At 66.1% G+C, this 21,838-nt stretch carries 19 protein-coding genes; 7 read left to right on the forward strand and 12 right to left on the reverse strand.

The features are described from left to right. Positions 1–855 (reverse strand): hypothetical protein, encoded by an 855-nt coding sequence (locus V6R91_RS28720; RefSeq protein WP_336398105.1) that lies wholly within the window; start codon positions 853–855, stop codon positions 1–3. 82 nt (positions 856–937) lie between these two features. Here V6R91_RS28720 and V6R91_RS28725 point away from each other — a divergent pair, with 82 nt between their 5' ends. From V6R91_RS28725 to V6R91_RS28735, 3 genes are all read left to right on the forward strand, one after another. After that, positions 938–1,441: a VanZ family protein gene (locus tag V6R91_RS28725; RefSeq protein WP_336398106.1), complete on the forward strand. Its 504-nt coding sequence runs from the start codon at positions 938–940 to the stop codon at positions 1,439–1,441. Between the two features lie 229 nt (positions 1,442–1,670). Continuing rightward, positions 1,671–3,617 carry a DUF4012 domain-containing protein gene (locus V6R91_RS28730; protein ID WP_336398107.1) on the forward strand — a complete coding sequence of 649 codons (1,947 nt, stop codon included), beginning with the start codon at positions 1,671–1,673 and terminating at the stop codon, positions 3,615–3,617. Between the two features lie 269 nt (positions 3,618–3,886). Continuing rightward, positions 3,887–4,372, forward strand: coding sequence for a hypothetical protein (locus tag V6R91_RS28735; RefSeq protein WP_336398108.1), 486 nt, complete (start codon positions 3,887–3,889; stop codon positions 4,370–4,372). Between the two features lie 15 nt (positions 4,373–4,387). On the opposite strand, the gene V6R91_RS28740 is transcribed toward V6R91_RS28735, so the two are convergent. Next, positions 4,388–4,570, reverse strand: a complete 183-nt coding sequence (locus V6R91_RS28740) for a hypothetical protein (protein ID WP_336398109.1) — start codon at positions 4,568–4,570, stop codon at positions 4,388–4,390. Positions 4,571–4,704: 134 nt separating this feature from the next. Beyond that, positions 4,705–5,556 carry an AraC family transcriptional regulator gene (locus V6R91_RS28745; protein WP_336398110.1) on the reverse strand — a complete coding sequence of 284 codons (852 nt, stop codon included), beginning with the start codon at positions 5,554–5,556 and terminating at the stop codon, positions 4,705–4,707. Positions 5,557–5,800: 244 nt separating this feature from the next. On the opposite strand from V6R91_RS28745, the gene V6R91_RS28750 reads away from it, so the two are divergent. Further along, positions 5,801–5,956 carry a hypothetical protein gene (locus V6R91_RS28750; protein ID WP_336398111.1) on the forward strand — a complete coding sequence of 52 codons (156 nt, stop codon included), beginning with the start codon at positions 5,801–5,803 and terminating at the stop codon, positions 5,954–5,956. A 66-nt stretch (positions 5,957–6,022) separates the two neighbouring features. Here V6R91_RS28750 and V6R91_RS28755 read toward each other — a convergent pair whose 3' ends face one another. The 6 genes from V6R91_RS28755 to V6R91_RS28780 form a co-directional block, all read right to left on the reverse strand. Next, positions 6,023–7,333 carry a UDP-glucose dehydrogenase family protein gene (locus V6R91_RS28755; protein ID WP_336398112.1) on the reverse strand — a complete coding sequence of 437 codons (1,311 nt, stop codon included), beginning with the start codon at positions 7,331–7,333 and terminating at the stop codon, positions 6,023–6,025. Positions 7,334–7,535: 202 nt separating this feature from the next. After that, the gene (locus V6R91_RS28760) at positions 7,536–9,662 is read right to left on the reverse strand and encodes a hypothetical protein (protein WP_442928198.1); all 2,127 of its coding nucleotides are present in this window, start codon (positions 9,660–9,662) and stop codon (positions 7,536–7,538) included. Between the two features lie 187 nt (positions 9,663–9,849). Further along, positions 9,850–11,148 carry an O-antigen ligase family protein gene (locus V6R91_RS28765; RefSeq protein ID WP_336398114.1) on the reverse strand — a complete coding sequence of 433 codons (1,299 nt, stop codon included), beginning with the start codon at positions 11,146–11,148 and terminating at the stop codon, positions 9,850–9,852. A 48-nt stretch (positions 11,149–11,196) separates the two neighbouring features. After that, positions 11,197–11,979: a polysaccharide pyruvyl transferase family protein gene (locus V6R91_RS28770; RefSeq protein WP_336398115.1), complete on the reverse strand. Its 783-nt coding sequence runs from the start codon at positions 11,977–11,979 to the stop codon at positions 11,197–11,199. Then, a complete protein-coding gene (locus V6R91_RS28775; protein ID WP_336398116.1) occupies positions 11,976–13,073 on the reverse strand; it encodes a polysaccharide pyruvyl transferase family protein in 1,098 nt (365 codons plus the stop codon). Before V6R91_RS28775 ends, V6R91_RS28770 begins: the two co-directional genes overlap by 4 nt. A 73-nt stretch (positions 13,074–13,146) precedes the next feature. Further along, the gene (locus V6R91_RS28780; protein ID WP_336398117.1) at positions 13,147–14,091 is read right to left on the reverse strand and encodes a glycosyltransferase; all 945 of its coding nucleotides are present in this window, start codon (positions 14,089–14,091) and stop codon (positions 13,147–13,149) included. 403 nt (positions 14,092–14,494) lie between these two features. Between V6R91_RS28780 and V6R91_RS28785 the strand changes: the two genes are divergently transcribed. Genes V6R91_RS28785 through V6R91_RS28795 form a run of 3 tightly spaced genes read left to right on the forward strand, consistent with a single transcriptional unit; the run spans position 14,495 to position 17,663 of the window. Further along, on the forward strand, positions 14,495–15,964 hold the full coding sequence (locus V6R91_RS28785) for a lipopolysaccharide biosynthesis protein (protein ID WP_336398118.1): 1,470 nt from the start codon (positions 14,495–14,497) through the stop codon (positions 15,962–15,964). Then, entirely contained in the window at positions 15,961–16,863 is a 903-nt protein-coding gene (locus tag V6R91_RS28790; RefSeq protein ID WP_336398119.1) for a hypothetical protein, read from the forward strand. Before V6R91_RS28785 ends, V6R91_RS28790 begins: the two co-directional genes overlap by 4 nt. Continuing rightward, the gene (locus V6R91_RS28795) at positions 16,860–17,663 is read left to right on the forward strand and encodes a polysaccharide pyruvyl transferase family protein (RefSeq protein WP_336398120.1); all 804 of its coding nucleotides are present in this window, start codon (positions 16,860–16,862) and stop codon (positions 17,661–17,663) included. The genes V6R91_RS28790 and V6R91_RS28795 overlap by 4 nt, the downstream gene beginning before the upstream one ends. Positions 17,664–17,718: 55 nt before the next feature. Here the strand turns inward: V6R91_RS28795 and V6R91_RS28800 are convergent, their stop codons facing one another. The 3 genes from V6R91_RS28800 to V6R91_RS28810 all read right to left on the reverse strand — a co-directional run bounded on the left by V6R91_RS28800 (position 17,719) and on the right by V6R91_RS28810 (position 21,658). Next, positions 17,719–18,813, reverse strand: a complete 1,095-nt coding sequence (locus V6R91_RS28800) for a glycosyltransferase (protein WP_336398121.1) — start codon at positions 18,811–18,813, stop codon at positions 17,719–17,721. A 77-nt stretch (positions 18,814–18,890) separates the two neighbouring features. Then, a complete protein-coding gene (locus tag V6R91_RS28805) occupies positions 18,891–20,039 on the reverse strand; it encodes a glycosyltransferase (RefSeq protein WP_336398122.1) in 1,149 nt (382 codons plus the stop codon). A gap of 32 nt (positions 20,040–20,071) precedes the next feature. Beyond that, positions 20,072–21,658: a sugar transferase gene (locus V6R91_RS28810; RefSeq protein ID WP_336398123.1), complete on the reverse strand. Its 1,587-nt coding sequence runs from the start codon at positions 21,656–21,658 to the stop codon at positions 20,072–20,074. Positions 21,659–21,838: the final 180 nt, after the last annotated feature.

The raw sequence follows: 21,838 nt of genomic DNA on the forward strand, positions 1-21,838 counted from the left end.
TCAGGTGGCGATGAGCGTCGGGTCGGGGTCGGACCACTTCTCGAGGCCCTGCACCACCCAGAACGCGAAGAACAGCGTGAGGGCGGCCGCCTCGAGGATGAGGACGATCGGGATGCCGGAGCCGTCCGCCTGGGGCAGCAGGATGACGTACGCCACGAGCACCAGCACGAGGCCGACCGCGATCGCGGTGTAGAGGACTCGGAAGACGGGCGCGGGCCGGGGTCCTCGCCGGGGGAAGGCGCTGCGCAGCGCCACCGCGGCGAACAGTGCGAAGAAGAGCGTGGTCGCGACGAAGTGGCCCTGCTGGAGGAAGAGGTCGCGCGCGAACGCCCAGGTCAGCCCGGTCGCGGCGAGGATGACCGCCGCGATGAGGAGCGACGGCCACACCGCGGGCAGCGACACCTGCCGCAGCGCCGCGAGGAGCAGTGCGACGAGCAGGACGAGCACGCCCAGCACGAGGTAGACCGCGACGCCGTTGGCGGCATCCGCTTCATATTCCGGCGGGAAGCAGCGCTCCGCGCACGAGACGGCCACCCCTGGCACGGCGTCCGGCGGGATCGTCGTCGGGACGAGCGCGATCAGCGGTGCGAACAGCGCGGCGGCGTCCAGGAGCGCCCGCTCTGCGCCGCGGCCCGACAACGCGATGAGGGCGAGCGACACGGCGATGAGCGCACCGACGAAGACGTTGCGGGCGGGCGTGTAGAAGTAGTCGCTGACCGTCGTGAGCCAGCCATAGGTCGCGGCGGCCTGGCCGATGGCGACGAAGATCGCGACCACGGTGCCGGCGACGCCGATGCGGAGATACCGGTAGGTGCGCTCGAGCGAGGTCGAGACGACGACGTCTGGTGCGGCCACGGGCTCACGATATCCGCTCCCGCCGGTAGACTCGCCGCACACTGCGCGGCATCGTCGCGGCGCCCGACCGAGGGGAGCCGCGATGACGGATGCGCCCCTGTCGTTCGACCGGTCACCCGATCGGGGCGCGGACCGCGCGAGACGGACCGGCCTTCGCCTCCTCGTCCTCTACGGTGCCGTGCTGGCGGTGATCGCGTTCTGGCCGACGCCGGTGGATCGGGACGCGACGGGACTGCTGCGCGAGATCGCGCGCGTCGTGCCGCTGCTGTCGTACGACGTCGTCGAGTTCACCGCGAACGTCGCGCTCTTCATGCCGCTCGGCGTCCTGCTCGCGCTGGCGCTGCCGCGCCGCCGCGCACTGGTCGTGCCGGTGGCGCTCGCCGTCACGATGATCATCGAGCTCGGGCAGGCGGCGTTCCTCGCCGAGCGCACCGCGAGCCTGAGAGACATCTTCGCCAACACGCTGGGGGCGGCGCTGGGGCTGCTGATCGTGGTGATCGCCGAGCGGGCGTCGTCAGGTGCCGTAGTAGTAGCGGACGGAATCGCGCGACCCGGCGACGGCGAGGACGTAGAACGCCAGGGGTAGGCAGACGGCCACGATCACGGTGGCGAGAAGAACAGTCATAAGGGCACGGAGCAAGAGAGGTCACGTTCGGGGGAGACGACGCGGGGTGCCTTCCAGCCTACGAGCCGTCGGCGTCGGCTCTTGACGAGGCGGTGTCCCCTTTTCGGGGGACAAGCGCCGACGGCGGGGTGCGGCCCGCGCCGAGTGAAGTCGCGGTGTTCTCACAACCTCGGACGGTTAGCATGGCACCGTGCAACCCGAAGATGCGCCGATGGGCGAGGAGAACTCTCTGCGTCGTCACGCGCGTCAGGCGACCGTGCAGGCCGACACGGCCCCGGCGGCGGCATCCGACGACATGGCCGACCTCTACGAGCCCGATCCGGCGCCGGTCGGACGGCCACGCAAGCGTCGTGTCTGGCTGTGGGTGGTGCTCTCGATCATCCTCGTTCTGCTCGTCGCCGGCGTGATCGCGGGCGTGCTGGCCATGCAGTTCATCTCCGAGGCGAAGGTCGCGCGGTCCGCGCTGGAGCGGGCGAAGACCGGGATCACCGCCCTCAACTCCCAGCTGGGGTCGGAGGACCAGACGAAGCTGCAGGCGACCGCCGCCGACATCACGGCGAATGTGAAACTGGCCGCCGAGACGGTGGACGGCCCGCTGTGGGACATCGCCGCGCGTGTGCCGTTCGTGGGGCAGAACGTCGACGCGGTGCAGCGGGTGACTCGCGCGGTGGACGTGCTGGTGCTGCGGGCGCTGCCGCCGGGCATGCAGTTCATGTCGACCGCCGACCTCGACAAGCTCACCGTCGAGGGCGGCGGCATCAACCTCGAGCCGTTCCGGCAGGTGCAGGGCTCGATCCCCGAGATCGCCTCCGCCTTCGCCGACGCGCAGGCGCTCGTGGCTCCCATCGACCGGGCGTCGCTGCTGCCCGAGGTGGGCGAGCCGATCGCCGACATCCTCGACGTCATCGGCGATGCCGCCCCCGCGCTCGCGGTGGCGGAGAAGTACCTCCCGACGCTGCTGAACATCGCCGGATCGGGCGGCACGAAGACCTACCTCCTGATCTTCCAGAACAACGCCGAGATCCGCGCGACCGGCGGCAACCCGGCCTCGAGCATGATCGTCACGATGACCGACGGCAAGCTCGGCTACGCCGACCAGGCGACCTCGGCGACCTTCTACGAGGCGGGCACCCAGGGCAACGAGTACATCTCGCTTCCCGCCGAGACGACCGGCCTCTACCTGCCGACGCTCACCCGTCACAACCAGGACTACAACTTCACCCCGGACTTCCCGACCACGGCTCAGCTGTTTCAGGCGATCTTCGCCGACACCACCGGGCAGTCCTTCGACGGTGTGATCTCCATCGACCCAGTGGTGCTCTCGCACATGCTGGCCGTCGCCGGTCCTGTGACCCTGAATACGGGCGAGCAGCTCAATGCCGAGAACGCCGTCAAGGTGCTGCTGAGCGACTCGTACGAGATCTACCCCGACGGGGCGACATCCGACGCGTTCTTCACCGACACGGCCAAGCGCGTGTTCGACCACCTCACCGCGGCGTCGTGGGATCCGCTCAAGATGCTCGACGCGCTGGAACAGTCGGCCGAGGAGCAGCGGGTCTACCTCTCGTTCACGGACCCTGCCGCGCAGGCGCTCGCTGACGAGTTCGGCCTCGACGGCGCGCTGAAGCCCGACAACACGACCCAGACCCAGGTCGGCATGTACCTCAACGACTCGTCGGTCGGCAAGCTCGAATACCACCTGTCGTCGACGGTCAACGCCTCGTGCGACCCCGCCGCCCGCACCATCACCACCACGATGACGCTGCACAACGGCATCACCGACGACATCAAGAGCGAGTACACGCTCGGGTGGCGCAACGACAACTACGGGCTGCCGCGGACGACCATGATGCTCGACGTGCTGTTCTTCGCACCGCCCGGCGCGCAGATCACCTCCACCGACCCCGCGGTCGGTCAGGTGGCACGGTGGGAGCGAAGCGGTGTCGAGAAGGGCAACACGGCGCTCAGCAAGACCGTGTTCGTGCCGAAGAACGAGACGGTGACCGTGTCGTACACGGTCGCGCTGCCGCAGGGCGAGCTCGGTCCGCTGAACCTGCGTTACACGCCGACCGCCAACGCCACCCCGGTGACCATCGATTCGAGCTGCGACGCGCTGTTCCCGCCGGCCGCCGGCTGAGCAGGCATCCGGCGCGAAACGGTGCGTCGGTGGCGCATTCCGGGACTTCCGCTCGATTTCACAGATCCGTCCACGTCGGGCGGACTCGCCGGGGCTAGGATCGCATCGATCGATGGCCACACCCGACGGTCGCGGCATGTGGGATGCCGTGGGCCTGAGGCCGAGAAGATGCTTGGGGCATCGCTGGGAAGAACGTGTCGGAACGACGCCTGCGTCTGTGGGAGACGCCAAGTGACAACGCCGGATCAGACCGCGCGCAGCGGCTCGGCGTGCCTGCGCTCGAACCTGTCGCCGCTGTCGGCATCGAGTTGGGGTCGGATGCCGGCGGGTTCACCGTGCGCAACGTCTCGGACTCGGACCATTCGGTCCTCATCACACTGATGGCGCGCGCACGCGGAGCGGATGAAGCCTCGGCCCATGCGCGACTGCTCGTGCTGACGTCGTCCCGATCTGCGGCGGCGGTGCTGCGTGTCGACGCAGGCGCAGGCGACGCCGCGTACGCGCAGCTCTGGCTCGACGACATCGAGGCCCACGAGCGCGCCGGCGGCGACGTCTCGGCCATCCGTTCCGGGGCGGTCGTGCTGCCGCTGCGTGCGGGCGCCTCGTACCGGCTGGCGCACGAGCCCGCCGCCCTGCAGCAGGGTGTCGTCGTCGCCGCGGTCGCCGCGCTGGGGGTGGGCAGCGACGGGGCGCTCATCCCCGTCGAGCGCGGGCCCTCGGCATCGATCGGCGAGCGGCCGGTCCTGCCTCTCTGAGCGGGCCGCGGCGCCTCAGGTGTTCGCCGCGTCGGATGAGGTGCCACCGCGGGTGGACCCGAGGTTGGGAGCGTCCGCCCCGGAAACGCTGAAGGTCGCCATGGCGATCACCGGCAGCGACCACGCGGCGGTCTTCATGACGCTCCGCCGGCCTGCGACGAGTGGTCCGGTGGTCGGCGACGCCTCACTGTCGACCATCTCTGCTCCTCTGGGGTCCGTCGGATTCGGGACCTCGTCACGACTCTGCCGATCGGCGGCGAGGGAGATGGACGCGCTGGCGCGCGACAGCGGGGACGTGTCGCGGATTGACGCGTCGGTGACCGGCGGCCGTCTCAGCGTGCGCGGGCGGCCTGCGGAGTCGGGGCGCCGATGGCGTGCAGGCCCCGTCGCATCGCCGCTGCGTTGGTGAAGCCGGCGTGCGTGGCGATCTGCGACGTGGTGAGGGCGTCGTACTGCGGGTCGCGCAGCAGGGAGAGGGCCAGTTCGGCGCGGACATTGCGCAGCTCGGCGGCAGGAGACGTGCCCTCCTTGGCGAACAGTCGCTGCAGATGGCGCGTGGACAGGTGCAGGTCTCGTGAGAGCTCCTGCAGTCCGTACTCGGGGTCGGCCCGGTTCAGCAGCATGAGCATGCGTGCGCGGTGCATCGGGCGGACGGCGTGGAAGCCCGCGGCATCCGTCTCCCGATGTTCGAGCAGGACGCCGTAGGCCATCTCGACGAGCAGCCGCTCGACGACGTAGTCCGAGACGCGGGTCTGGACTTCGGGCCGCTGCGCGATGGACTCGGCGAACCCGTGCAGTCCCGTGGCGAGGGCGGTGCGCGAGAGTTCCACGGGCTGAGGCGCCGGCGGCACACTCGTGTCGATGACGGAGTCGGTGTCGAGCCAGACGACGGTCGCGAGGGCGTCGGCCGTCCAGCGCAGCAGCGCCGTGTGGGTGTTGTGCAGCAGCACGCCCGCGCGGCGAGTCGGGGACGTCTCGCCGAGCGCGAGGCCTCCTTCCGACGCGAAGACGACGGCGGTCAGCGGACGGTCGGCAGGCTGCGCGCTCCAGCGCCACGTGGGGGTGCGCACGCGGTGGGCGCTGACGACGGCTGTGCGGTATTCCTGCACGCCGATGAGGCCGTGGCCTGTGGCCTCCGGGCCGAGATGCGCGGTGAGTGCGCGTCGAAGTGCTCCGTTTGGCATGGTGTCCGATCACGTCAAATTGATGTGGTCGACCGCAGCTTCGTCGCGAGCAGCCTCAGGGGAGTCTAATGGACGACTTCCGGGGGCTCCATTACGCGACCCACCAGGGTGTCGAAGAGCGTTATGCGCCCACCTGCGGCGACAGGACGACCGGATGCCTGCGGGCGAGGTGTGGACGCCTCCTGGAAACATCCCCTGCCTACTGTGGCGGCGGGGGAGCTTCGTCCGAGAGGAGGAGTCTGCGATGGGTCGACGAACACGTGCGCGCCAGCGTCGCTACGAGGACGCGCGGGAGCCGTTCCTGCTGCGGGAGTTCGGGGGCGCTCCGGGGTGGATGCTGATCATCGCCCTGCTGATCGTGGCGGGGATCGTCGTCGCCGCGGTCCTCAACCTGGCGTGAGCAGCAGGGCGCGCGCGACGTGAGCGATCGTGCTCGCCGGCACGCGCCCTGCGCAGGCTTCAGCCGTCAGGGGCGCCCCATGCCGCGGTAGTCCCACCCCGCGGCACGCCACGCTGCGGCATCGAGACAGTTCCGTCCGTCGACGATGATGCGCCCGGTTGCGAGGGTGCTCGCGTGCTCGGGTGAGAGCTGCCGCCGGTACTCGTCCCATTCCGTCACCACGATCACCGCGTCGGCGCCTCGCAGCGCCTCGTCGCGGTCCTCCACGTAGTTGAGCTGGGGGTGGATGCGACGCGCGTTCTCGATCGCCGCCGGATCGGTGATCGTGACCCAGGCGCCGAGGCCGTGCAGCCGCACGGCGACGTCGAGTGCCGGCGAGTCGCGGATGTCATCGCTGTGCGGCTTGAACGCCGCACCCAGCACAGTGACGTTCTTCTTGAAGACCGAGCCGCCGAAGGCTTCCACTACGAGTTCCACCGCGCGATCGCGGCGCCGGAGGTTGATGGCGTCGACCTCGCGCAGGAAGGCGATCGACTCGCCCTTTCCGAGCTCTTCGGCGCGCGCCGAGAACGCACGGATGTCCTTGGGGAGGCATCCGCCGCCGAAGCCGATGCCGGCTCCGAGGAAGCGACGACCGATGCGCGCGTCGTGCCCGATCGCGTCGGCGAGCTGGGTGACATCGGCTCCCGTGACCTCGGCGATCTCGGCCATGGCGTTGATGAACGAGATCTTGGTGGCGAGGAATGCGTTCGCGGCGACCTTGACCAATTCGGCGGTGGCTCGATCGGTGACGATGAACGGTGTGTTCTTCGCGACGGACGGGTGGTAGACCTCGCGCAGGATGTCCGCCGCCCGCTGACCGGGTTGTCCCTCGGGGACACCCGCCACGAGGCGGTCGGGGTCGATGGTGTCCTGAACGGCCCACCCCTCGCGCAGGAACTCGGGGTTCCAGACCAGCGTCGCGCCGGTCTCCTCGATCCGCGGGGCCAGCCCCGCCGCGGTCCCGACGGGAACCGTCGACTTTCCGGCGACGACATCACCCTCGGTCAGGTAGGGGAGCAGCCCATCGACGGCGGCGTTGACATACGTCAGGTCGGCCGCGTAGCCGCCGGCCTGCTGCGGCGTTCCCACGCCGATGAAGTGGACCTTGGCCCCCTCGGCCGCGGACATGTCGGTGGTGAACGTGAGCTTGCCCGACTCGATGCCCGCAGTGAGGATCTCCTGCAGTCCGGGCTCGAAGAAGGGCGCCTCACCGCGTGAGAGCGACTCGATCTTGCGCGCGTCGACGTCGATGCCGACCACCTCGTGGCCGATCGACGCCATGGCCGCGGCGTGCACGGCACCCAGGTAGCCGCAGCCGATCACAGACAGACGCATGGAAGCTCCTCATGTGTAGGGGACTGCCACGCCGGCGGCCGTTGACGGCGAGATACATGACCAGCCTCGCTTAGCAGGGCTGGTGGTCGCGGACCATACCGCCACTTTAGACGTCTCGTCGTCCAGAAATGGACCGCTTCGGACGCATCATGAACCGGTTCGGCTTCCTGCGAGGTTGGATCCCGCGCTGGGTCGGGTCTCGCTAACCGATCTGCCGCCACACCGATCCATCCCAGAAGTAGGATGCCACCGCGTCGGTAGCGAGAGTCACTGGCGCGAGCGTGGTGTTTCGAGTGCGCGCGGCGTTGCCGTGATTGATCACGACGCTTCCGCTGCCGGTACTGAAGAGGGTCAGTCGCTGAGCGCGCCTTCGCCCGACGCCGAACGGTGCAAGCACCATTTCGCTACTCGACGGCTTGAACTGGACGGTGATGTGCGGATCGCAGGAAAGCCAGACCGCAGTGAGCTGTGCGGTCACGTCTCCCTCGAAGTAGTGGAATGCCGAAGATAGATCGCTTCGGGCGATGGACGGGCTGAACTCATTTCTCCAGAGCATGGAGCTGTTCCCCGTGACCGACCCGGGCATGATCCGCAGCGGGACGTCGAAGACGACATCGTCCATCGTGGCCTGAATCGAATCGCCGATGAAAAACCGGTCAGCGCGCTCAGCCGCGCTCTGCGATTGCTGCACAGTGACGCGACGCAGGGTGATGTCGTTGTAGACTCCTGGAGTCGATAATGCCGCCCCCCAGCAGTACTGGATCGCGCCGTTCTCGTTCGATCGGAGATCGAACCGGGAGTCTGTAAGGGTTATGGCGGAATTGCGGTTTCGTATGAGCGCATAGGTTTCGCTGGCCAATCCGGCCCCTAAACTGACCGTGGCGCCCGTTATCGCCACTTTCGCGTTCACAGCGTCGATCGCCCATCGGGACTGATCGATCGACACGCGGTCGACGAAGGCGTTGACCTCCGGATCGCGCGCATGCGCGTTCGGGTGACCGGTGGGATGGATATTGAAGTGCAGGGCGGTCTTCGCGATGTTGACCAGCCGCATGTCGGATATGCGGTGCCCCCAGGAGCGCCCGCCTCGCTCCGCCTCGGTGAAGACGGATACGCCGATCTCCATGCCTTCTGCTAGGCAGTGCGAAACGATGTGCCGCTTGCCGCGTAGCCCGAAGGCTGCGGCTCCGGCGCCGCCACCTACGGCAGAGCAGCGGAAGAACTGGCTCTGCTCACTTGCATGATGCGTGTCAAAGGCCGTGCCGGAGCTGCCGATCGAATGACAGTTTGTGACCGTTGCGGCGTAAGTCCTGCCGAGGTTCCAAAACTCTTTCGTGCCCGCCGGCATCCGCGGTGTGTCGTCGGTGTAGGCGTGCCTGACGTAGCGGAACGTTGAATCCTGGATCATGCCGTACGCCGACGCATTGTCGTATACGCCATAGCCGAGTTGGTAAGGATTCGATTGCGTGTTGTTGGCGGCGTAACCGATGTCGATGCCGTTCACCAGATAAGCGAAGCACCCGTTGAACTGCAGCACGGCCGCGCCGGCCTGAGGGCACCTGAGGTGGTTGAGCCGGGGGCGAAACAGACCTGTGAGTGTGATCAGCGGGCCGAATCCTCCAGCGGTGCTCAGACCCGCATCGGCCGTGCGAAGCGTGAATCCTTCGATCTCGATCCAGTCCGTGGGGATCGAAACGGCCCTGACGTTGGTCGCGAAGGCCTCGCGTAGGAGGCCGACGGTGTAAGCGCTCTGGCCATTCGTTCGCTTGATGACGACATGCTCGCCGAGACGGGAGGCCGTGTCGCCGGAAGGAGTTCGCGCTTCGGGGATGACGTCATCGCTCACGAGCTTGACTATCTCGCCCGCTCGCCAGGTGGGCGCTCCCTGGACCGTCAGCTTCACGGACTTCCCCGGCCCTACCGAGGGGTCGTTGCTCGGCTCGTCCACGACCGTCAACCGGGTGATCGAGTACGGGGTCCCCCAGCGTCCAGCGCCGGCGATGACTGGCGACTTCGCGCTCTGGATGAGCGTCGCGCCGTAGCCAAAGAGTCGGATATTGACACGGTCCCCATTGATGGGTCCGCTCACCGCGTACGTACCGGGTGCGATGATCGCAGTTCCATATGCCGGCACAGAACTGATGGCCGCGACGAGCCCGGCGGTCGAGTCCTGTGAACCATCCGGATACAAGCCGTCGAACCTATCCGCCGAGATGAAGACAGCGACTTGTTCAATTCTCTGCTCAAGCGGATCGCCCTCGACCGCAGTTGCGATCGAGGGCGGTTGCGTGAACGCCGACAGGGCGGCGGCTCCACCGAGGCCCAGCATCACCCTCCGCGATGTGAGAGGCCCACCGGTCATCATCAACCTCCTCCGGTCCGTACAGGCCGAGCATCCTGAGCGAGGGGTGCTGCGACACTATCGTCCACGGTGATGGAGTACCGACCGTGCGACGCGAGATGAATGCGTATGTGCGCAATTCGTTCACAGGTCCAGGCGACTTGGATGCGCCCTTCTACTGCTTAAATGCCGCAACTCCTCCGGTCTGCGCTGTGGGGATACCGGCTTGCGGGTCCGCATCTCGGGTTCGCTGTTCGAGATAGCCGAACACGAAGAACCAGAGGGGAAGGGTGTTGACGTCGATAAGGCCCCAACCCGTAGTACCAATGATGATGATCGCCGGGAGAGCAGCGATGATCGCACGCGCGTGGTATCCGGCCGACCCCGTATCGCGCAGTCGCCTCACCGCGACAACAGTCGGCGCGACCACGGCTGGGATGAAGAGAAGCGCGGCCCCGATGAGCCCGATCTCCGCGAGTTCGAGAACGAAGACGTTGTGAACGGGCCAGCCCTGCGCCGTGAGGGAATCGAACTGACCGAAGTAGGGGATGTAAGCCTTGGGCCCAACCCCGAAAAGTAGGTTCTCGGGGATGTGGGCGAGCGCAACACTCATGAAGTGATCGCGCTCGCCTCCCAGTGGATCGAGCGCGAATCGCGCAGCGATCGCCTCATAGAAAGACAGCGCGATGACCAGCGCCCCCGCTGGCAGGACGATTCGGGCGCCGAGTGCCCTCTCGCGAGGCAGCAAGAGGACCCACAACGCAAGAAGCGCGAGCAAGCTGGCGATGTTCGAACGACTCTCGGAGAGTCCGATCGGCACGATTGCGATCAGCAACGTCAGCGTTACGATCGTTCTCACCCGTTTGACCGCCGACCCCATGAGCGGCAGCGCGAACACCGCGAGCAGGACGATCACCTTGCCCAGAGTTCCAGGGTGACCGTAGGTGCCGGTGGCGCGACCGACCGTCAGCTCAGCCGTCCGGCTGTCCGCAGTGAAGATGTCGACGCCGGCGAACTGCAGCAACGCCACAGCTGCTTGGAACGCGACGATCGCGAGCACGAGTAGTGCGAAATACTTCTCGGATCGCACATCGCATCGTGCGAGCGTGGCGACGTACGAGCCTGCGATCCAGGCGAATACCCCAATCAGCAGTTGACTGGTGCCAGCAGTGGTGTCGGTGCCGAACGTCCACGCCAGCGGACCGAGCAGAAGTAGGAAGACAACGAGGGGGATGAAGCGCAACGTGAGCGCCGACCGCGTTCCGGTGAGTGTGGCCAGCATGGCCAGCCCGACGACTGCGATGATGTGCGACGTCAATGGGACGCCGAGTAGCTCAATGCCCCCCGCGCCACGCGGGGGGAGCGCCATGACGAGCAACGCGATGGTCGCGACCGTGAGCTTCCAGCCGAGGCGCGGCGCGGTCACCAGCAGCCCGATGAATGCGAGGAAGCCGATCACCGCCACTTCAAGCATCTGACCCCGCCTCCATCCAACTTGCGGTGAACGCTGCACTCGACACTGCTATGTCCAGAGGTCACGGGGAAAGGCTTCGGTCAAAGCTGTAGGGGACCAGTCGAGTGGTGGGGCGCCCCCGGATCCGATCGCGGAGTCCACGTCGGGTGCGAGGTATGGCGCGGCCCGACCCGTGCCCAGGAAGTAGTCATCGTACTTGAAGCGGGGCTCCGTGCCGGAGACCACCAGGCACGCGGGGATTCCCAGGCTCTCGGCGATGATCACACCATGCAGGGAACTGCCGACGACCATCTCGGACGAGGCGATTCGTCCGACGACATCCCATACCGACGCCCGCGGATCGATGACTCGAGGGTCGCGACGATACTGCGGGAAGTCGTGGAGATTCGGCACGATCGTCACCCCACGGGCAGGGCGCGGCCCTCGGAGCTCTGCTCTCGTCCAGAGGTGTCCTATCAACAGGCCGGGATCGCCGAACACTTCTGGGCATGCGATCCCTTGATCCCGGAGATACTTCCTTGTCAGCGGACCACGTACCGCCCGGACGTCGAGATGGGTCGCGTCGAGTGGCTTGTCCACTGACTTCCCATTGGCCCCCGCCCCCCATATCACGTCGCCGTCCGCGGCCAGCCGCAGGATGGAGCCCACTGCGACGAGGCGGTGCTGGTGGCGGGCCGGCTTAAGATTCAGGCGGTCGACGAGGCGCCTGACGATCAATGGCCCAAGCAAGTCGCCGAAGTTGTTGACGGGGCGGCGCACCGGGAGCAGTCTGCCTACGAACCCCGGCGCGATCGGTCGGCGTGGGTTCCAATGGACGACTTCGACGCTCACGGGTGAACGCCTTGCCGCGAAGGCGCCTCACCGCGGTCCCCGTCCGCCACCAGATCGCGGATGTCGCGGATGTGACCCGCGCCTCGGTCCAGGGCGTCGCGAAGCGCAACCGTGAAGGTATCGAGTTGCGCTTCGTCGAGAGCGTGGAGCGCCTCGACCACACTGCTCGGGCTTAGGGTCGACCATTCCAAGCCCATTGGGTCAAGATGCCGGCTCAGCTTCTCAGTGGAGGCTTCGCACCACCCCAAGGGAATCGCCCCCTCCGTTGCCGCGATGATGAGTCCGTGAAGACGGTCGCTGAGCATGAGTCGCATGCCGGCGTACTCCGCCCTCACGGCGAGTTCCTGCTCCGAGTGGCTACCCCCGGAGAACCGGACCACACGGCCACCGAGTTCCCGTGCCACGCGCTCCGCGTGCGGCGTATCTCGTTCGACCTGGGCGACTGCCACAATGTCGAGCGCAAGTCGGTCCGCAAGGGAACGAACCGCCTCCAGCCAGTCTCGACTCGGGTAGGGCCGGTCGAATCGGAGCGAGACGCCGATCGTGCGCCTTTCCCCTCGTCTTGCCCGGTCACTGGTGACTCCGAACGCCCAGTCAGGCATCCAGTCGGCCGGACCCACATATGAAGAACTGGCGAGATCGCGCCAGCGTACGAGGTCGACCGTGTCGTAAAGGCTTCTGAAGATCCAGCCGAGCCCTGTGCGAGCGCGACCTGGGACCGCCGCTCCCAGCCAGACAACGTCTCCGCCCCTGCGCTTCGTCAGTCTCGCTACCGGGATCAGAATGAGCGACATGAGCGCGAAGAGGCGTGACAGCGCGAACTCACCTGAATTGATCGCGAGCGTTACGCGATAGTCGGCGGTAGCGCGCATTGCTGAGAGGGCCCAGGGCACGTACTTCCTGAAGACCCGGTCGCCGGTTTGGAGCGCGAGGCCATCCACAAACCCTTCGTTGACCCAGCCCACATATACGGCCAATGGACCGCGCTGTCGAAGAGCGTCCGCGTACTCGCGTCGCAACACGGTGTCCCCGACATTGTCATCTTGTCCGATGAGCCACGCGTAAACGATCGTCTCACGGTTGTCAGCTGGCACTGCGTCTCCTTGTTCACGTACAGGCGGTTGTTCCACCGAGCGGAGGCCCGGCGATACGCGATGTTGCGTGAGGTCAGCGTGACCCGCGGGCGAGGCGTATCGCTTCCTCGTACACCAGCTTGTGTTTCCGTCCGACGCTCGCCCAGTCTCGCTGATCGAACTGCGGATGCTCCTCCTCACCTCGGCCCAGGCTTCGCACCTCGCTCAGGGCATCGTTGAGCCGATCCGACGTGAGATCACCGTCGTAGAGCCAGATCCATCCGGGACCGACCTCCCGCTGGATGGAACGGTTGACGGGAGTATCGATTGTCAGCACGGGGCGGCCGAGCGACAGGGCGACGAGCAGGCTGCCCGAATTGTGCATCTCCCGGTAGGGAAGCACCACCAGTTGTGCTTGGCTGACCTCCCTCACGAGATCGCTGTCAGGAACGAACCTCAAGTCCGAAGTGATTCGGGAATCCGCCGCGCTCAGTCGAGCCACCATGTCCCGCATCGCCTGGTTCTGAGGGCGGCCGACCAGGCGCAGACTCATCGACGGGTCACCCGCATCCTCAAACGCCGAGACCAGGGTGTCCACACCCTTATAGCGACGCAGAAGGCCGAAGTAGAGAACTCTCCCGTCGACCCGCGGGGACCTCGGGATGGTGCTGAACCTCTCGATATAGTCCCCGTGAAGGATCACATCGGGCTGATCGGAGTCGTCCAGCTGCGTAGCCCGATTCAATGCGATGTTCTTGTGTACCGCGCGGGAGAGCATCGCCGTCAGCCTCGGTTCGAGCGGGTGTCCGGCCTCGTGTGGCGTGAGGTTGTGCAAGGTCCGCACGACGGCGATCTTGTTCCGACGGATGCGGCGCGCGAGTAACGGGACCCGTACGAGGGCCGCGAGCGCGTCCCTCTTGCCTTCGCCGCGCACCAGATACTCCGGCCAGTGAATGTGGAGCACGTCGTACTCGCCGGACAACGCAGTGCGCCAGTCGAAGAAGCGGACGTTGACACCCGGGGCGGCGCTCTCTCGCATCTGGGTCGCGTACGTTGTGTCGTCGCCTGGCGCTCGCGTCGCGTGAAGCACCGTGAGCTCCGCTCCCGCCGGAAGAGGTGTCGATGTCGACTCGGCCAATAGTCGATGCTCCTGGGTCAGGCGTCTCGCGGCGATTGCCGCCGCGCGAGTCTACCTGCGCTCCATGTCCACGAGATTACGGTCGGGACGTCCTCCCAGCTCGGATAAGGTGTGTACTCGAGTGGCGCACATGGTGGGTCACAATCGCACGGGCGCGCCGCTCATATACACGGCGCGTAACGCCTGATCGAGTGAGAGAGGCGATCCCGATGGTCGACCCGATGCGATACCTGTCGCGATCCTGTCGCGTCGTGGACGCGAGGTGGCGGAGAATGAAACTCATCCGCCAACGGACCGCGGCTCCGTGACCGACGACTCGCTTTCTCGCCGGGCTGCGAGCGGAATACTCTGGACCGCGATGGAGCGATGGGGAAGTCGCCTACTTTCGCTCCTCGTTTTCGCTGTTCTCGGTCGACTGCTCACTCCTGATGATTTCGGCCTCGTGGCCATCATTACAGCAATTATGGCGGTGTTCGCCGTCTTCGTGGAGTACGGCTTCGCGCAGGCGCTCGTTCAACGAGAGACCCTGCGGGAATTGGACGTTTGGACCGCGTTCTGGACATCCGTCGCCCTAGGAGTAGTCCTCTACGTTCTTCTCTGGGTTGCCACTCCACTCATCGTGATGATCTTCGCCGAGCCGCAGCTCGCTGAAATCATCCCCGCATCAGGGCTTGTGCTCTTGATCTCTGGGCTGGCTTCCGTTCCAGCAGCGACACTCCAGCGAGAACTCAAGTTCAAGCCGCTCGCGGCTCGGCAATTGGCTGGTTCGCTGATCGGATCCGGTGTTGCGCTGGTTCTGGCGATCGGGGGAGCCGGAATATGGGCGCTGGTGCTTCAGCCCGTGGTGGCTGCAGCCGCGGGCGCGGTCGTGCTCTGGGTCGCAGCGCGATGGCGTCCGCGCTTTCGCTACTCGATTGCTTCACTGAAGCAGTCCTGGGCATTCAGTGCCCAAGTCGTTGCAATAGAACTGCTCAATTCTCTGCAGTCGAACGTCGACAAGATCATTATTGGATTCTTCTTCACGCCGGCGCAGCTCGGCTACTACTTCCTTGGGCAGCGAGTGCTAACCATTCTTATGGAAGTGGTGGCATCGGTGATGTCAAGAGTCTCGCTTCCTGCTCTGTCGCGAGTACAGAACGATCACCGGCGATTCCTTCAGTATTTCTACACGTTCACTTTCGCCAGCGCTGCGATCGCGTTTCCAGCATTTGCCCTCGTGACCGTCTTCGGCTATCCCATAACCGAGTTCCTTTTCGGGCCGGGCTGGGAGCAAGCCGTCCCGCTGATGGCGTTGCTGGCGCCGTCGGCCGCGCTCGCATCAGTCACATTCTTCGACAAGAGCGCGCTCCTGGCGAAGGGGCGGGGTGATGTCTCTCTGGGTGTGGCCGGCGGTCAGTTCGTTTTCGGGACCGTCGTGCTCTTCGCATGCGTGCCGTTCGGAATCACTGCTGTCGCCGCTGGCAGGAGCGCTCGGCAGTTCATCTTCTGGCCAGTGCGAATCTTCGCGCTGAAGAGGCACTCCGGGGTCCACCCGAGCGACTATCTGCGACGATTTCTGGCCCCCACGGCCGGCGTGGTTGGGCTCGCGGCCGTCGGTATCGGCCTACAGTTCACGCCCTGGGCGCAGGCTCCCCTTCCGATGCTGAGCTTCGTTGCACCCGCGGGTCTCCTTTCCCTTGGCGTCTACGCCATCATCGTGTGGCTCATGGCGAGGGGGCAGATCAGGCAGATTCTGACAATCGTCCGGCGCGGGCGAGGAGGAGGAAAGCAATGACGACTCGCATCCGGCGACTCGCAAGTGCGCGCGACAGCGATCTGGAGGCCCGTCTGGCGGGGCTTTCTCAAAGCATTAACGTGAGCAACGTCTTCAATCCGAGCCCTATCGAGCATGACGGTGCGCTGTACGTCGCGTTTCGGGCGATCGGCCCGGACGGAGGACGCGTGCGCGCATACCTGGCCCGCCTCGATGAGTCCGGGGATGTCGTAACCGATCTGACGTCGTTCGCGATCGACCTCGGGATCCCTTTCATTGCCGACCCGAAACTGTTGATGCTGGGTGAAGAAGTGTATGTCACGTATAACAGCGGCTTCTCCGCGCAGCACCCGAACTCGATCTACCTCCAGCGCGTGACACCCAAACTGGGGGTTCCTCAGGAATGTCTCCTCGAGAACCGGCAAAGAGTCGAGAAGAACTGGGCGTTCTTTTGGGCGGGGACAGAGCTGCGAGCGGTGTACTCACTACAGCCTCTCGAGATTCTGGTGAACCGAGGGGGCCGGCTTGGCGACGGCGGGTCGTTGTCGTTCGATCGACAGCAGCCGATTGGCTCCGCGGGCCCGGTGGGGCTCACGATCGGCTCGCAGATGCTCGTTGAAGCCGATCGCGGGCTCCTTATAGCCCATTCGAAGGTCAAAGTCGGCCGACGGAGAGCCTACGTCGGACGCTTGGTCGAATTGGATCTCGCGGCCGACGAGTACGCCGTTAGCGTCTCCCCAACGACGCTGATCGATTCGTGGCGCGCACTGCTGCCGACACGCGACAGGCTCAACCCCAACCTTTGGTCAGCGACGTACTTCTCGGGAATCACACGAATCCGCAAGGAACTGCTGCTGGGGTACGGCGTCAATGATTCGCGGGCCGCGCTCGCACGAATTGCAGAGGAGTCGATCGCGTGATCAGGACGTACTACTGGCAGCCGCCCATCAAGCGGATCCTTCCCCGGGCACGCGGCGGTTTCCGCTACGGCAACGCTGGAGACTCCTTCAACATCGATCTCATTCGTTGGGCATACGGTGACGGGTTGATCGAGAACGTCGCGACAGGCGGTAAGCGCGCGCTGTTCGTGGGCTCGATCGGCCATCGGGCGCAGCCTGGGGATGTTCTTTCCGGCGTCGGGGTCAAGTCGCCGAATCTCGATCGCATCGACGGTGGGGAGATCACGGTCGTCGGACTGCGTGGCCCACTGACTCTCGACGCCCTTCGGCGAGCCGGGTTGTCCACGGATCGCATACGTTTCCTCGGTGATCCAGGGTTATTGATCGACCGGATCTACCCAGAGCTGATGAGCCTTTCGGTGATAAAGAACCGTGTGGTCTTCATTCCCCACTATCGTGAGCGCCATCTGTACCGATCCACGAAGCAGTTGACGATCGTCGACATAGATGCCCCCGCGTTCGAGGTCGCTCGTTCAATTGCCCAAGCCGAGTTCGTGTACTCCTCGTCCCTTCATGGCCTTATCTGGGCGCACGCGCTCGGTCGACCGGCGCACCCGGTGGCTCCGAACGCGGCCGGCGAGGCCAGCTTCAAGTACCGCGACTACTGCGAGTCGATCGGCCTGGCGTTCAATCCGGCCGAGTCGCTCGATGAGGCGCTACGGAAGCCTCACTCCGTCAGCCCCGCTGACGTGAGCTCCGTGAAGGCGGGCATTGTTCTGCCCTCGTCGAAGGACCTCCGTGCAGCGGGGGTCTTGACGTGACGCGCGGTCGTTCATCGCGCGTGGGCTCAAGCGGCGATGAGCGACACCATCGCCGTCATGCGCCGGTCTTGATGGGACGCAATCGACCGAGTATGTAGTCGGCCTTGCCTTCCCACCTGACTTCGTTAGGGAGCGCTGACACCTGGCGCGGTACGCGTGCTCCGTCGCGCGCGCGCTCGGCGATCCATCCGACGTGATGTGCGGCCTCCGCGACGGTCACCGCGTCTAGACCTCTGCTGTTCGCGCCGGCCACAGGTGTCGTGAGGACGGGCAGGCCCGCGGCGCGGTATTCGTACGTCTTTATGACGTCGCCGCCGACTTCTCCCCGTCCGACACGGTGGGGGACCCAACCTACGTCGAAGCTCCTCAGCAGGGCTGGCACGTCTTCGTAGAAGACGTCGCCAAGCATCCGTATATTCGGTGCTGCTTCCATTGGCTTCTTGTACTCAGGGTCGAGGACTGGGCCTGCGAACACGAAATCCACTTGCGGGAGCCGGCGGGCCGAGTCGAGGATCAAATCGAGGTCCAGCCGCTTGCCGATCTTTCCGACGTAGCCGACCGTGAGCGGCCCGCTGGCGGTCGACGTGGAGTCGAAGCGCTCCGGATCGCATCCGTTGGGCAGGAGCACAACATCTTCTCTGCCGAATCGCCGCGCGAGTTCAACTGTCCCTTCCGCATTCGCCGTTACCACGGTCGCATGATCGAAGAGGATCTTGTAAGCGCGGATGACATCCGCGCGGACGCCCTCGAACGCGTAATGAATTGTCCAGTCGTCGAGCAGGTCGAAGGCGACCGGCACGCCAGCCGAGACGATGACGGGCCAGGCCGAAGACAACGCCAAGAACGGATTCCAGGTGATCACCGGTGTCGCCAAGCCGGGGATGGGGCGATGGTAGCTCTTCAGCGAGTCGACCCACCATCGTTGGCGGTCGCCCAGGGACGGGAGCTTCCAGACGAACGTCGACGCGGGGACCGTGTTCTCAGCGACCCTGGTAGGGGAATAGCGCCGGAGCGGCGCGAGAACCCGCGGCTCGGGCCGAGACACGACCAGCACCGGGCCATGCGACCGCAGTTTTCGACCGAACCACTCGATGAGGTGACCGTCACGGGTGCGATATCCCTCGTTCGAGAGCTTGTGCTGGCCGTGCATGGGGAACGCCACGAGGGCGGGACTGGTGCTCAAGTGTGCTGCCATCTGAGTTGAGGGATGAGGCGATGGATGGCGCGTCAGACGCGCGCTTCCGCGTCGATAGTGCGGCTCGGCGCCTTCGCCGGCTGACGCGCGGGAAGAAGTGCCCGAAGCGCTCGATCGTACCGGTCGCAGACCATCGACCAGGTGTACTCCTCCTCCGCACGTGACTGGGACAACGCTCCGGCGGCCGCCCTCCGCTCCGCCGAGCCCAGCATCGCCAGGACAGCGTCCGCGATGCTGTCCGCGTCGGGCGACGTGAACGTCCCCTGATCGCCGAGCACCTCTCGGTTGTAGACCGTGTCTCGTGCGATGACGGGAGCGCCCGCGGCCATCGCCTGCACGAGAGCGGGGTTCGTTCCGCCCACGCTATGCCCGTGGAAATACGCGCCGGCGTGCTGCCAGAGAGCGAAGAGCCGCCGATCGTCGGCGACATGACCGAACCACGCCACGTTCGGGTTGGACTCGGCCAGCTCGCGGACCTGCTCATCGAGCTCTCCGCCGTAGCCGGTCGAGCCGACGAAGACGACCTTATGCGTGCGTGAGATCCGCCGCGCCGCCTCGACGAACTCCGGCACCGTGTTCTCGGGCACGAATCGGGCGACGATCAGTGCATACTCGCCCGAGGTGTACCCAGGCTCGACAGGCAGGCTCTCGACAGGGTCTCCGCCGTAGGGGATGAAGACGCCGTCGCGCCCGAACTCGGTCTTCCAGAACTGGGCGATGGCCTTCGCGTCGAACACCAGCTCGTCACCGCAGCGGGCGGTGAGCGCTGCACCGCGCTTGAACACCGTGCGCGCAAGAAGGCCCCACTTGGCCCGCACCCACTCGATGCCGTCGACGTTCACCAGGGTGGGGATGCCGGAGCGCTTCAGCATCGGCAGGAAGAATCCGTTGGCCACGTTCATCACCAGTGCCACGTCGGCACCCCGCTTGATGGCGTCGCGGGAAGCGGTGAAACCGTAGCTGAGGGTGCTCAGGGACTTCTTCTCAAGGCCGCGCGTGTACATGACATTGACTCGTGGGTCGAGATCGGGGTCATTCGTGCGAACCGCGCCTTCTCGCGAGTAGACCGTCACCTTCCAGCCGTGCTCCACGAGGTAGGGAGCGAGTTTGCGCACCGCGGTCTCGAACCCTCCGTAGTAGCTGGGGTATCCGCGGGTGCCGATGATTGCGACGTGAGGCATCCGTTTCTCCAATTCTCGTGGGGGCGTCGTAGTCAGGCGGCCGTCGAACCGGGGGCCAGGACGGCCTTGCCGGTCTTCAGGATGATCAGGAGGTCGCCCAGGAGCGTCCAGTTCTCCACGTACGAGAGGTCGAGGCGCACCGAGTCCTCCCACGAGAGGGTGGATCGGCCGCTCACCTGCCACGCGCCGGTGATGCCCGGCTTGGCGAGGAACCGGCGATGCACGTGGTCGGCGTACTGCTCCACCTCGCTCGCCAGCGGCGGCCGCGGACCGACCAGAGACATCGAGCCGCCGATCACGTTGAAGAGCTGGGGCAGCTCGTCGAGGCTGTACTTGCGCATGAGGCGACCGACGGGGGTCACCCGGGGATCGTTCGACATCTTGAACAGCACCTCGTTGCCGACGTCGCGCTGCTGCTCCTGCAACTGGGGCAGGAGCTCCTCCGCGTTCTGCACCATGGAGCGGAACTTGAGCATCGTGAACTCGCGCCCGCCGAGCCCGATCCGGGTCTGACGGAAGAACACCGGGCCATCGCTGGACAGCCGCACCGAGACGGCGAGGAACGCCAGCAGCGGGCTCAGGAGGATGACTCCGGCAAGGCTCGCCGTCAGGTCGGTCGCGCGCTTGAGGAACAGCTGGCCCTTGCTGAACCGGGGCGTCTCGACGTGGATCAGCGGAAGACCGGAGACGGGACGCGTGTGGATGCGGGGGCCCGCGATGTCGACGATGCTCGGTGCCAGGACGAGGTGCTGCCGACCGGATTCCAGTCCCCACGAGATCTGCTTCACCTTGAACGGCGGCAGCTCGTCGGTGCTCGTCACGACGACGGTGTCGGCGCCGACGGCCGCCATGGCGCCGGCGACGTCGTTCACATTGCCCATGACGGGCACGTCCGAGCCCTCGATGGTGGCGGCCACGCGCCCGGTCGGCACGCAGGCGCCGACGACGTGGTAGCCGGCTCGGGGAGAGCGTTGGAGCTCATGGGCGATCTGCGCCACCGAGGCGTCGGAGCCCACCAGGAGCACCCGGGCGGAGTACTCGCCTCTCGCGCGCCGGGCGAGGAGCCAGCGACGCCAGACATACCGTTCGGCGAGCAGCAGCAGCGCGCCCGCCGGCAGTGCGATCAGAAGGTAGCCGCGCGCGACGTCCAGTCGCAGCAGGAACGAGGCGATGATCACGACGCTGAACACCACGAAGCTCGCGTTCGCGACGCGCACGTACTCGGTCGAGCCCGTGCCGACTACTCGCGAGCTGCGAGAGTCGGCCATGGTGAGGCCGATCATCCACAGGGTCATGAGCACGGCCGAGAAGACCCAGTACGACACGTCCGTCAGGCGACTGTCGGCGCGGATTGCGACCTCGGCGCTTCCCGTGCCGAACCAGACGAGCTGCGTCCCATAGACGACTGTGATGAGGACGAGGAGGTCGCTGACCCAGAGCCGACGCGCGTAGCGTGTCGCCCAGCTCCTCGGCGCCGCCGCGGGGCGCTCGTGGTGGGCCGTCTCTCGGGAAGTGTCGACGAGCGGGTCGGAGTCGCGGGGACGGCGTGCCGGTTCCGCCGAGGACTCGGGAGACGGCGCGACCGGGAGGGATGATTCGACGTTCACATCAACTGTCACGGAGCCCCCTTATGCGATCCGGCGCCAGGAGACTCACTCGGGCGCGGTGTAACAGGGCGCCTGTTGAGGTCGCCTGCGAACCCTCCCTTGTCTTCAGGAGGCTACTTGGGGGGCGCTGCGGCGCTGAGCCGCCCGCGCGTGCTTGGCGCGATTCGGAACCTCCGGTGTCGCGAATTGACG

Source organism: Microbacterium sp. CCNWLW41 (genome assembly GCF_037083505.1).

Excerpts from the sequence above, each read along its gene's own strand:
- V6R91_RS28725 (WP_336398106.1), top strand. The coding sequence starts at position 938 with ATGACGGATGCGCCCCTGTCGTTCGACCGGTCACCCGATCGGGGCGCG.
- V6R91_RS28740 (WP_336398109.1), bottom strand. The coding sequence starts at position 4,570 with ATGGTCGACAGTGAGGCGTCGCCGACCACCGGACCACTCGTCGCAGGC.
- V6R91_RS28745 (WP_336398110.1), bottom strand. The coding sequence starts at position 5,556 with ATGCCAAACGGAGCACTTCGACGCGCACTCACCGCGCATCTCGGCCCG.
- V6R91_RS28750 (WP_336398111.1), top strand. The coding sequence starts at position 5,801 with ATGGGTCGACGAACACGTGCGCGCCAGCGTCGCTACGAGGACGCGCGG.
- V6R91_RS28755 (WP_336398112.1), bottom strand. The coding sequence starts at position 7,333 with ATGCGTCTGTCTGTGATCGGCTGCGGCTACCTGGGTGCCGTGCACGCC.
- V6R91_RS28760 (WP_442928198.1), bottom strand. The coding sequence starts at position 9,662 with ATGCTGGGCCTCGGTGGAGCCGCCGCCCTGTCGGCGTTCACGCAACCG.
- V6R91_RS28765 (WP_336398114.1), bottom strand. The coding sequence starts at position 11,148 with ATGCTTGAAGTGGCGGTGATCGGCTTCCTCGCATTCATCGGGCTGCTG.
- V6R91_RS28780 (WP_336398117.1), bottom strand. The coding sequence starts at position 14,091 with ATGCGAGAGAGCGCCGCCCCGGGTGTCAACGTCCGCTTCTTCGACTGG.
- V6R91_RS28790 (WP_336398119.1), top strand. The coding sequence starts at position 15,961 with ATGACGACTCGCATCCGGCGACTCGCAAGTGCGCGCGACAGCGATCTG.
- V6R91_RS28800 (WP_336398121.1), bottom strand. The coding sequence starts at position 18,813 with ATGCACGGCCAGCACAAGCTCTCGAACGAGGGATATCGCACCCGTGAC.
- V6R91_RS28805 (WP_336398122.1), bottom strand. The coding sequence starts at position 20,039 with ATGCCTCACGTCGCAATCATCGGCACCCGCGGATACCCCAGCTACTAC.